Annotated in this window: 5 protein-coding genes; 3 read left to right on the forward strand and 2 right to left on the reverse strand. The window is 70.3% G+C overall.

Annotated elements, in window-relative coordinates; genetic code table 11:
• Window positions 1–4 precede the first annotated feature (4 nt).
• Window positions 5–8479, forward strand: a complete 8475-nt coding sequence (locus QO011_RS07520; protein WP_307269806.1) for an RHS repeat domain-containing protein — start codon at window positions 5–7, stop codon at window positions 8477–8479.
• A gap of 146 nt (window positions 8480–8625) precedes the next feature.
• On the opposite strand, the gene QO011_RS07525 is transcribed toward QO011_RS07520, so the two are convergent.
• A complete protein-coding gene (locus QO011_RS07525) occupies window positions 8626–9558 on the reverse strand; it encodes a LysR family transcriptional regulator (RefSeq protein ID WP_307269809.1) in 933 nt (310 codons plus the stop codon).
• Between the two features lie 125 nt (window positions 9559–9683).
• Between QO011_RS07525 and QO011_RS07530 the strand changes: the two genes are divergently transcribed.
• Window positions 9684–10514, forward strand: a complete 831-nt coding sequence (locus QO011_RS07530; RefSeq protein ID WP_307269811.1) for a class I SAM-dependent methyltransferase — start codon at window positions 9684–9686, stop codon at window positions 10512–10514.
• Between the two features lie 11 nt (window positions 10515–10525).
• On the forward strand, window positions 10526–11029 hold the full coding sequence (locus tag QO011_RS07535; protein ID WP_307269812.1) for a DUF8737 domain-containing protein: 504 nt from the start codon (window positions 10526–10528) through the stop codon (window positions 11027–11029).
• A gap of 75 nt (window positions 11030–11104) precedes the next feature.
• Here QO011_RS07535 and QO011_RS07540 read toward each other — a convergent pair whose 3' ends face one another.
• On the reverse strand, window positions 11105–12172 hold the full coding sequence (locus tag QO011_RS07540) for a linear amide C-N hydrolase (protein WP_307269814.1): 1068 nt from the start codon (window positions 12170–12172) through the stop codon (window positions 11105–11107).
• Between the last annotated feature and the right edge of the window lie 42 nt (window positions 12173–12214).

Consider the following 12214-nt stretch of genomic DNA (forward strand, 5'->3'; position numbering starts at 1 on the left):
CACGATGTCCTCCAGCGCCCAGACGCCGTCCATCCGATCCTTCCAGTTCGACGCCAGCGCCGTCGCCAATGTCCGCAGCAGCGTCAATCTGTTCCGGGCGGATGTGAATCTCACTCAGACCCTGTTCACCATGCCCGGCCGGTCTTCCGAGCAGAGCCTGGATGTCGATGTCGGCGTGCAGTACCAGAGCAACGTCTACACGGAAGCGATGCTGTGGAACCTCGACGCGTCGACCGGCGTGCTCGGGCTCGGCTGGGACATGCCCGGCACCGCCATCGTGCTGCAGAGCGGCGGCGCGCTCGGCGCCGGGGCGCGGCGCTACGCCTATGCCGCCAACGGTGCCGACACGCCGCTGACGCGCGAACCGGAGGCGCCGCTCCTGTTCGCCATGCCGGCGGCGCTGGCGGCGCAACTGGTGGTCGGGGAGGCCGTGCCGGCGGAGATCCGGCGCCTGTTCGGCGCGCATGGGCTGAGCCTGAGCGCCACCGCCCTGGTGAGAGCCGGCGCGAGCCCGCTCTGGGAGATCGAGGATGCGCAGGAGCTGCAAAGCTTTGCCCTGCGGTTGCACGACGCGCAGCTGCTGGCGCTCGACGGCGGCGAATCCTACCAGCTCGAATCCTACCAGTTCTGGAAGATCCTCTACTACCCGCGCTACGAGCGCTGGCTGGTGATCGACGAGACCGGGCTGCGCAAGTCCTTCGGCGGGCTCATCGCCGACGCGGCGGACGAGACCATGCCTGTCTCGCAGGGCAACAGCATCGAATGGGGCGTGGGCTGGACCGCCGGGGAGGGCTGCGAGCTGCTCTGGACCGGCGCCAGCGGGCTTGTCCGCGGCCAGAAGCATTTCGCCACCGCCTGGAACCTGGCCGTCACCAGCAACCTGTGGGGCGACCGGGTTCTCCACGCCTATAACGAGCAATGGCCGGTCGATCCCACGACCGGGCTGCGGCCGGTGGTCGAGCAGGCGGTGGCGGCGCCCGGCGCGGCGGCGGCCGGGCTCGGCTATACCAAGGCCTGCTACCTCACCGGCATCACCGACGTCTTCGGCCGCCGCGCCGTCTTCACCTATGCGGACAAGCTCTGGGACAATTCCAGCCCGCAGGCGCCGCGCGAATATGCCGACCCGCACAAGGCCACGCCCGACAACACGCCCAATGCCTGGCAGGATTGCTACGAGACGCAGTATCTGAGCGCCATTGCCGTCACCGCCACCGACGGGACGGTGCTGCTCTCCGCCGGGTTCGTGTACGACCCCAGCCCGGACGCAGCGGGCGCCGCCGCTGAGGTCGCCAATGTCAGCACCAACACCGGCGCGCAGTATGGCGACAGCTTCAAGCGCTTTCTCACCGGCATCGAATTCCGCAGCGGCGAGGGGCGGCTCGCCAGCACGCTGGCCTTCGACTACTGGCTGGACGATCCGAGCGATGCGCCGCAGGGGGCGAGCCCCGGCGCCATCCGCCGCGCGACCTATCCCGGCGGCGCAAGCTCCAGCTGGTCCTACACGCAACAGTTTCTCACCAGCTGCCAGCGCGACCTGACGGTGACGCCGCCGGACGGGCTGGACGCTTCCAGCACGCCGACCGTCTGGTTCGGACCGGACTATGCCGTCACGCTCTGGTACGACGGCGCCGCGACGACCCTGACGCTGCAGCTGCATTGCTGGATCGGGCGCTGGATCACCTGGCAGCTCGACCCCGGCCGGGCGGCGATCTTCAGCGATGCCGGCGGCTTCGATCCGGCCAGCCTCGGCGTGCTGGCCAATGCCGGCTGCCTCGCCGTGTCCTTCCAGACCGCCGGCGACATGCAGCTCTATCTCTTCACCAAGGACGTGGCCCGGCCCGGCCAATGGAGCCCGGCGCTGCTCGACGGCGTGGCGACGGGGCTCAACCAGCCGACCCTGCGCTACAGCCTCGATGTCGCGCAGATCACGCCGCCCATCGGCGGCTCCCAGTTCGTGCTGGTGACGCGCATGGACACGACCTATGGCCGCTATGCGCTGGATCGCCTGACCTGGCGCTGGACCACCGGCGAATGGACCCTGGAGACGACCGGGGAGGGCGGCCTGCCGGCGCTGACCCACTATACCTGGGCCACGGCCTCCGGCGAATACTACCTCACGGTCGACCAGACGGGCGCGGTGCAGCTCAGCTGGCTGGAGGCTGGGCTGACCTGGCGCGAAGGCGGCCGGACCAGCCTGCCGGGCATCGACGAGATCGCCCTCGACGCCCTGGCCCTGGTGCCGGGCGGGAACCTGGTGGCGGCGAGCCACCTGCGCACCGACAATGGCGCCACGCTGGCCTACACCCTGTATGCGCTGCAATGGGATATCGCCTATCGGTTCCGGCCGGTCGCGTTCCGGCGATTCAGCGACCCGCAGGACCCGAGCGGCGCCAACCCGACGAGCTGGGTGCCCGAGATCGCCGACAACAGCCAGATCGCCTGCGCCGGCCATATGCTGCGCTTCAACGGCGAAGGCTGGATGGAGAATTCCGCGCTGTCGCTGCCGAGCGTCCCGAGCGGCCAGCAGCAGCGCTATGCCTACGGCAGCGATGTCGCCGTGCAGATCCTCAGCGCCGGGAACGGGCAGGGCGCCGTGTCCGCACGGGTGCTTGGCTACGATGCGAACAGCGACGTGGCCGGCTGGCGGGAGATCGCCGCAGTGGCGCCGGCGGCACCGCTGCGCAATCCGGAGTTCCAGGCCGCCACGGCCAACTACCCGTCCAGCGGCGGCGATTATCTGCTGATCGGGTCCTGGCTCTATTATCGCGGGAGCGCCACCGACTGGTCCGAAGTTGTCGCCGCCCCGCCGGCCTGCAATCTGGAGCTGGTGCTCAACCAAGCGCTGGATGCGCAGGCGCCGGGCCGCTACGTCATCAATTCCGCGGCGCTGGTGAACGAGGCGCCGGCCTTTCTCGCCTGCAGCCTGTACGACGGCGGCACGGGCGATGCGCGCCGCAGCGCCGTGCTGCTGCTGGAGAATGGCGGGCTCAGCCAGGGCAGCACCAACCCGGTGCTGCTGGATGGCGACGAGCAGCTCAGCCTCGCCACCACGCCTGGCAGCAGCGCCGGCGGGCCTTCGATGTTCGTTACCTATCCCGGCACCGCCGGCAGCTTCAGCGAGGCTGCCAGCTTCACTCTGCACCAATGCGTCGGCAATGCGGTGGATGGCGCTGTGATGCACTATGCCGTGACCGGATTTGCCGCCGATAACGGGTTCGACGGGCCGCAGCCGAGCGCCGTGGTGCCGGATCTGGACACCGCCACCTGCGATTCCTCCGGCACCGTGTTCAAATATTACCAGTGCCGGGTCTATCCCGGCGGAGCGCCGCAGGCCGCGCCCTACGGCCATCTCGAGATGCGCTATCGCAACGGGCTGGACGATCAGAGCGGCGACAATTTCTACGACATGCTGGACGGGCTGCTCCAGGAGGTCGCGGTGTTCGACGCCGGGGGCGCGCCGCTGACCCGGACCAGCCTCGACTGGCAGGTCTGGACCACGCGTTCGCCCGATCCCGCCGATGCCGGCGTCGCGCCGGTGCGGCTGGTGGGCGGCTTCGTCTGCAAGACCGGCGTCACCCGTATCGCGGATGGGGTCAGCGGCCATGCCGCCATCGACTCGCTGGGGATGGACGCGCAGGGCCAGGCGTTCCAGGCGCCCTGGTCGAGCCAGCCGGTGGCGCAATGGAGCACCGCGCTCGGCAGCAGCGGCCAGCCGGAGACCCAGGCGCGCGCCACCCGGTTCGGCTGCCAGCGCGACGAGGTGCTGCGGGCGCTGCATGTCCTGAGCGCGCCGATCCTGACGACGACCAGCGTGGCCGTGGCGGACGGCCCGCAGATCCCGCTTTCGGCGACGGCCTACAGCCGGGCCCTGTGGCCTTGCGCCCGCGGCCCGGAGATCCTGGTGCCGGGCATGGCGGGCACCTATGCCTGGCAGGGCACCGTTCCGCTGAGCTATCCCTTCGACGGGCCGGACCAGCGCGCCGACCCCGCGGGCTGGCTTTGCCAGCAGCGCGTCCTCGCCCGCACGCCGCTGGGCCTCGTCAGCGAATCCGCCGATCCCTGCGGAGTCGTGACCGCGGTGCACTATGCCGGGACGGACAGCCTGCCGGTGGCGGAGATCACCAACGCCTCGACGCTGCAGGACCAATGGGCCTATGCGGATTTCGAGGCGGACGATCCCGGCGATCCCTGGCAGGCCAGCGGCGCGGCGCTGCAGGCGGGCGATGCCTATGTCGGCCGCACCAGCCTGAGCCTGCCGGCGGGGGCCAGCCTTGCCGCCAGCGTCACGCCCGCCGGCCGCGATCCCTATGTGCTGGCCTATGCGCTGAAGACCCCGCCGGGCTACGTCGCCGGCGACGGGGCCGGCTGGAGCGTCGTGGTGGCGGCGGGGGATGCGGTGCTCAGCACGATCAGCCTGCCCTTTGCCGACAGCCAGGGCGTGTGGACCTGGCACTCCGCCGGGATCGAGCTGCCGCCCGAGGCCGCTACGCCGCTGCGCGTCACCGCCACCGCGGGCAATCCGGCCGGCCCGACGGTGCTGCTCGATGCCGTGGCGTTGGCGCCGCTGCACAGCGATCTCCAGGCCCGGAGCTTCGACCGGATCCTGCGCCAGCCGACGGCCTCGCTCAGCGCCGCCGGGCGGCATTGGCTGACCGCCTATGACAGGCAGGCCCAGGCCGTCGCCACGCTGGGGCCGGACGGCGAGGTGCTGCAGCTGACCCAGGCCTTCCTTTCGCCGCGCGGCAATGCGGCGGGCGTGTTCGACCCGGCCAGCCCCGGCGCCAGCCTGAGCCTGCAGGCGGCCGGACCGAGCCGGATGGAGCTGTTCCGTGCCGGCGACGAATGGCAGGCGGCCTGGGACGCCACGCCGGCGGCGGACTGGCAGGTCCAAAAGGACGTCCTGTGCCATGCCGGACCCGACGCCGGCACGCTCGCCTGGAAGGGCTGGGCCCCGACGCCCCCCGCCACCGCCGCGCTCTTCGCCGAGCTCTGCGCGCCGCAGGGGCTCGGCGGCCAATTGGCCTGGGCGCTGGCGGGCGGCTATGCCGTGGGCTGGGATGGGGATGCCGACGGCTGGTTCTTCACCGGGCCGGAGGGGTGGACCGCGCCCACGCTCCTGGCGCACCCGCCGGCCATGCCGCTGCAATGGCTGCTGCTGTTCGGCGAGGGCGTGCTGCTGGTGTTCGGCGACGGCCAGCTCACCTACAGCCTGGACTGGACGGCCGGCGTGCCCGCCGCCCTGACGCTGCAGACCGGACCGAACGCCATCGAGGTGCGCAACCTCGCCACCATGGCAGCGCCGCGGCTGAGCCTGAGCTATCTCGACGGCGCCGGCACCACGCGGCAGAGCCAGTCCCTGCACGGCGCCGATGCGCGATTGCAGCAGAGCGTGCAGGATGCCCTCGGCCGCGTGCTCGCCAGCACCAAGCCGGCGCCGGCGCGCTTCGGCCAGGACGCGGCGCTGCCGCTGATGGCCTATCATCCGCATCTCGTCGACGTGCCGGCCTTCCTCGCCGCCACGGCCGACAGCTGGCTGATGCAGGGCGATGTCGCGGATTTCTATGCCGGCCAGAGCGAGGGCGGCATCATCCGCTCCAACGACCAGGGCTATCCCTATGTCGGCACGCGCTACGAGGCCTCGCCCCGCAAGCGGGTGCTGGAGGCCGGGCAGCCCGGGCTGCATCTCGCCATCCACGATCTCCTGACCCTCGACGAGAACGAGCGGCTGACCACGCAATATCGCTACGGCAATGCCGGCGACGGCGGCTATCTGACGCGCGGCACGCTGGATCCGCACAAGACCCTGACCACCAGCGTGAGCACGCTGACGCGCCAGAGCATCGCTTCGCAGATCAGCGATGCGCGCGGCGAGATCCTCAACCAGACCACCAGCCGGACCGGCTATCGCAACGCCCAGCCCGGCCCGGCCGGCCAGCAGCACACCACCCGCCTGCCCAACGCGTTCAGCCCGCCGCCGCAAGGCGGGGCCGACGCCTTCGTCAATGTCGTGCAGAGCGACACGCTCGACCAGGCCCGCGCGGCGCAGGCGCCCGACAGCGGCGGGGTGGCGCTGCTCTACGATCCGGCAGGGCGCTGGCGCTTCCTGCAGCCGGCGCTGGACGAGGGCGAGGTCTGGTTCCTCTACGCCAAATATGATGCGCTCGGCCGCCCGGTGGAGGAGGGGCTGGTGCTGCAGCCCTGGGATGCGGCTGCCCTGGCCGCGATCGCGGCCGGCGACCCGGATTACCCGCAGGCCAGCGACGGCGTGCCCTTCACCATCAGCCGCCGGCGCCGCTATGACGGCGACGGCAACGACCCGCACCAGATCGGCATGCCGGTCGAAGTCTCCACGTGGAGCAGCGATCCGGAGGCGGGTGCGCCCTGGCTGGCCGCCGAGCGCTTCACCTATGACGGCAGGGGCAACGTCACCAGCGTGGCGTTGAAGACAGCGCTGCCCGATATGCCGGAGGCGGTGCTGGGCTACCAGTACAATGCCATCGCCGAGGTGACGCGGCTGGTCCTGCCGGACGGGGCGCCGCTCGGCACCGTCCACTACGACTACGACGATCTCGGCCAGGTGACCAAGATCTCCCTCGGCGACGGCAGCGAGCTGGCGCGCTACGCCTACGCCATCTCTGGCGCGGTGACGCTCGAGCAGCTCAACGGCGGGCAATTGCTGCAGCGCTACGCCTTCGACTCACCGGGCTGGCTGGTCGATCAGAGCCTGACCCTGGCGGGCCAGGAGCAGCCGGCCTGGGCGCTGGCGATCGCGCATGACGCTCGTGGCAAGGTCTGCCGGCGCGAGGAGACGCTGAGCCTGCCCGGCAGCTCCCCGGAGCAGACGGAGACCGTGTACGAGCACGACGCGCTCGGCCGGCTGCAGCGCGCCGAGGCCAGCGGCAGCCACGCCGGCGCGTGGCAGGCGCAGAGCTACGATGCCAACGGCAATCTCTGGGCGGCGGTGAGCGACGGCGCCACGCTCGCCTTCACCGGCGTGCCCGGCAGCGACCGGCTGGCCGGCGCCAGCCTCGGCGAGGCGCCGGCGATCAGCCCGGCCTATGACGCGCGCGGCCAGCTCGTGTCGGCGGGAAGCCTCGGCATCGCCTATGACCCGGCATTGGCGATGCCCTGCGGGATCGCCCGCGCGGCCGAGGACGGGTCTGCGAAGATCCGGCTGGCCTATGGCGGCCAGAACCAGCGCTGCGTCAAGCAGGTCGCCGGCACGGCGGCGGACTATATGAGGCTCTATGTCTGCGGCCGGGGCACCCAGCCGCTCGCCATCTGGCAGGACGGCGCCTGGACCGCCCTGGTGATGGGGCCGGCCGGGTTGACGGCAGTGGCGCCGGCGGGGGAGGCCGTGGGCTTCGTGCTGAAGGACACGCAGTCCAGCGTGCGCGGGCTGGTGGACGGCGGCGGCACGTTGCTGGCGCGCTACCGCTACGGCGTGTTCGGCGCGCTCGCGGAGAACAGCGGCCCGCGCGCCGCGGCCATGCCCTGGCGCTTCATGGGGCAGGAATGGGACGGCGAGGCGGGGGTCTACAACTTCAAGGCCCGCCTCTACGCGCCGGACCTCTGCCGGTTCCTGCAGCCCGACCCCGGCAACCAATATGCCAGCCCCTATGTGTTCGTCGGCAACGACCCGGTGAGCATGGCCGACCCCGACGGCGGCCTGGGAGAGTGGGCGCAGCTCGGCACCGATGCGCTGATGGCTGCCGTCACCATCGGCGGGCTGGCGCTGACGCCGTTCACCGGGGGCGCGTCGGACGTGCTGATGGCCGATGCCGACGCCACCCTCGTCCTGACCGATGTCGCCAGCATCGGCGTGGAGGGGCTCGGCACCGCCACGGAGCTCGGCGCGGAGGGCGGCGAGGAGGTGGTGGAATCCGGCGTGATGGTGAGCCAGGCCAGCAGCGACGTCGCCAGCGACGAGGGATGGACGCAAGTCGGCGGCAGCAAGAAGAAAAGCAGCAGCGCCAAGGCCGGTGGCACCAGATCCAAGGGCGGCGGCAAACGCGAAGGCGGCCGCGGCAACAGGGGCCCGCGAAAGCCGAAGGGATGGGACAAAGGCTTCGACCATCCGGAATCGGAAGAGGCCGTCCGATGCCCTGCCCAGGGCAGGGATCAATATGGCAATGTCATCAATGTCACGGGGCGCAGCAATACATCGGTTTACAACAGAGATCGGTTAGGGTTTCTTGGGAATCAAAGAAACAATATAAGCATTGATGCGCGAAATCTGAATGGCCTAATCCCTCAATACAATGGTGCAAGGGATGCTGCGTCCTGTGCAGAGGTCAATGCTGTCGTAGAATTGTTGAATCAGGGCGTGTCTCTCGCAGACATCGAGGTTGGCGCGCCATATGTAAGACGGGGTGGGGTGAACATCAACGTGCCATACTGCGGCACGTGTCAGGATTGGATGCACGACGCAGGCGTCCAGCATGTCGCAGATTGGTGTGGCTTTCGCAATCATCCGTGATGCCAATGGTCGATGGGCGCGGCTCATCGGTCGTTTCAGGCTGCCGGACGGTGAGCAGGCCACGGCCGGGATCGTCTGGCTGACGCCCCTGGATCGTCGGGCTCGACCCGGGGGGCTCCTTCGGGCCGGAACGGACGCGCTTGTCGTCACGCTGACGGGCGCGGCGCCTCGACGCCCTGATACCGGACGTGCTCGATGAAGGCGCGCAGCTTGGGCAGGACCTGCCGTTTGCCCGGGTGGTAGAGGAAGACGCCCGGCGTCGTGACGGCGTAGCGCGTCAGCAGCGCCTGCAGCCGGCCGTCCGCGATCGGCGTCTCGGTGAGCGGGCCCGGCACTTGCGCCAGTCCCATCCCCCGGATCGCCGCGCCGAGGAGCGTGGGATAGTCATGCGCGATCAACGGTCCGGAGACGATGGCCTCGACCGCCTTGTCGTCGTCGACGAAGGACCAGGGCGCGATCGACCCGTTCGAGCGGCGCATGCGCAGGCAGGCGTGGCCACGCAGGTCGTCGAGGCGCTCCGGCGGCCGCCGCCGGCCGAGATAGTCGGGGCTGCCGACGACCACGAGCCGGAACGGCGGCGTCAGCCGCACCGCCACCATGTCGGGCGCGATGAACTGGCCGAGACGAATGCCGGCGTCGAAGCCGCCCGCCGCGAGATCCACCATTTCGTCGCTCGCGGCGATCTCCAGCTCGATCTCGGGATAGGCCTGGCAGAAGGAGGCGATCACCGGCTCGAGGATCAGCGGCACGACGGCACGGGGAACGGAAAGGCGCAGGAGCCCGGTCGGACGGCGGCCGAGGTTGCGCGCGGCCTCGCCGGCCGCGACGAGCTCGTCGAAGGCGGGCGCGGCCCGCTCGAGGAAGCGCTGGCCGGCCTCGGTCAGGCCGACGCTGCGCGTGGTGCGGGCGAGGAGCGCCGCGCCGAGCCGTGCTTCCAGCGCCCGCACCGCCTGGCTGACGGCCGACGGCGTGACGCCGAGAGCCGCTGCCGCCCGGCGAAAGCTGCGATGCTTGGCCACCGCCAGGAACGTCTCGACACCGTCGAGCGCGCCATGCCGGACTGTGAAGTTCTGCTTCATGGCCCGTCGACATTATCGCGAATGGCCGATCGCCGAAAGCCGCCGTACATCTTGCCGATCACCGGCAGGCCGATGCCGGGACCCGGGTCGGCGACGGCGGCCCGAAACCCAGGAGGACCCTTGTCATGACCGATGCCCTCGACGGCGTGCGCGACCACTATCGCGCGACCGGCCTGACGGAGCGGCTGAAGAGCGCGCTCGCCGCCCTCGGGCCGGAGGATCTGCGGCTCGTGCCGGAGCAGCTCGCCGGCCTCGACCAGTTCCACACCCGCGGCGTGGCGGCGACGGCGGAGCTGGCCGAGCTGGCCGGGATCGCCGCCGGCATGGCGGTGCTGGATGTCGGCTCGGGCCTCGGCGGCCCGGCGCGCCATCTCGCGGCGGCCCATGGCTGCCGGGTGACGGGCGTCGATCTCAGCGAGCCGTTCGTCGAGGCCGCGCGCTATCTGACAGAGCGTACGGGCCAGAGCGGGCAGGCCTCGTTCGAGGTCGCCAGCGCCCTGGCGCTTCCCTTCGGCGACGCGAGCTTCGACGCCGCGCTGCTGCAGCACGTGGCGATGAACATTGCCGACCGGGCGCGGCTCTACCGCGAGATCCGGCGCGTGTTGAAGCCGGACGGCCGCTTCGCCACCTTCGACGTCGTGTCGAACGGCGGCGAGCCGCACTATCCCGTTCCCTGGGCGCGAACGCCGGCGACGAGCTTCCTCCTGACGGCGGACGCGACGCGCACGGCGATCGAAGCCGCCGGCTTCCGCACGCTGGCATGGCGGGACGACACGCAGGCCGCGACGGCCTGGTTCGCCGGAGCGCGCATGTCGGGGGCGGCGCCTTCGCTCAATCTCGGCGTGGTGATGGGGCCGGACTTCCCGCTGCTCGCCGCCAACCTCGGACGAAACCTCGCAGAAGGCCGGCTCGGCATCCTGACCGCGGTGTTCGAAGCCGCGTCGACGGAAAGCTGAGGGGAGGCCCCATGTCGCCGGAGATCCTGTTCCAGATCCATCTCGTGCTCGGCTATGTCGCCTGGCTGCTGTGCTTCCGCGCCTATATCTGGCCGTGGCTCAAGGCGATGGACCCCCTTGAAGCCCAACGCGCCATCGCCACCCTCCACAGCTTCCGCTTCTTCGGTCTCGTCTTCGTCCTGCCGGGCGTCGTCGGCCATCTGCCGGCGGGTTTTGCCACCTTCGCGGCCTATGGCGACTTCGCGACCGGACTGCTGGCGTTGCTGGCGCTGCTCAGCGTGAGGGCAGGCCCGCTGTTCCGGCTGCTCGTCGTCGCCTTCAACCTCGTCGGGGCGCTCGACATCCTCATCGACTATTATCGCGCCAGCCAGCTCGGCCTTCCCGCGGTGGCGGGGGAGCTCGGCGCCACCTACGCCATCCCGGTCCTCTACGTGCCGCTGCTGATGATCACGCATGCCGCCGCGTTCTATCTGCTGCTGCGGCCCCGGATCGGCGGGGCTCGGGAAGCGCGGTGACTTCGGAGCAAGGAGCGCCGGGAGGCGTGCCCGCCGACGGCTGCGCCGTGACGCCGTCCGATTGGCCTGCCTCCCCTACAGCCCCAGGAACCGGAATGCCGGCGCCTCGCGAAACGCCTTGGTGGCGTCGCCCGCGTAGGTGTGGTCCTGGTTCGGGCCGAGGTCGAGCATCCTCACCTTCCCCGTCTCGGCGCTGAAGTCGATGCCCTTGAGGTCGACCCAGAATGTGTTCGGCGTCAGCGCCGACTCGAAGAAATAGAGCCGGCGCTTGTGGTCGGCGACGATGCGCCAGCGGGTGGAGGAGATGTTGGGCTCCTCCGGCGTGTTGAGGCCGTAGGGCACGGAGACGTTGCGGATCACGCTGAACACGCTGGCCAGCGCCGTGTTCGGGTCTTCGTCCTTGGGGATGGCATTGACATAGAACGAGGCGCGGGCAAAGCGGTCGGCGGCGCGGTTGGTGCCGGGCAAGAACACGGTGCCGCCGATCTGCTTCCAGTATTCGTTCAGGGCGAGCTGCTCGTCGAATTTCGGCGAGTTGGTCATCACCTGGTACTGGCGGCCGTGATGGATGACTTGCCGGCCACCGATATACTCGACGATGGCGCTGTCTCCGGTCGCATCCGACATGGACAGGTGCAGCGTGGCCAGCCGGGTCTCGCCGGGCACATTGGCGGTGACGATGGTGAAGGGCTCGCGCTGCAGCGCCGTCACCGCATCGGCGACGGTGGCGAAATTGTCGAGCACGTACTGGGCCCAGGCGGCGATGCTCAGGCCGGGCTTGGAGCCGTCGAACCTGGGGTACTCGGATTCGACCAGCCAGAGCAGGTTGACGTTGAGGCCCGCCTCGTTGAGGCCGTCGGTGGTCGAGATGTCATAGCCCGAGGCGATCACGCTGCCGTATTTCGAGGTCCAGCGGATCGAGTTCGGCCCGACCTCGCCGCTGCGCTGCATGCCGTGTGGGAAGATCCAGAGATTGGTGGCGACGTCGCTCTTCCAGTCCATGGATCGGGCGGTGAGCACGGTGTCGCCCTGGCCGAGATAGACCAGGCGCGTGCAGGCCTGCGCCGAGGGCGCGGCGGCCAGCAAGGCCGCCAGGGCCAGCGCCAGGACACGGATGGCCGGGGCGATCGACCGACGCGGCATGGCAGTCTCCTCCGTTCGGCTCGCAAGCCTGCGGAGAGACTA

Origin of the sequence: Labrys wisconsinensis (genome assembly GCF_030814995.1) — a bacterium.
Lineage (GTDB): Bacteria > Pseudomonadota > Alphaproteobacteria > Rhizobiales > Labraceae > Labrys > Labrys wisconsinensis.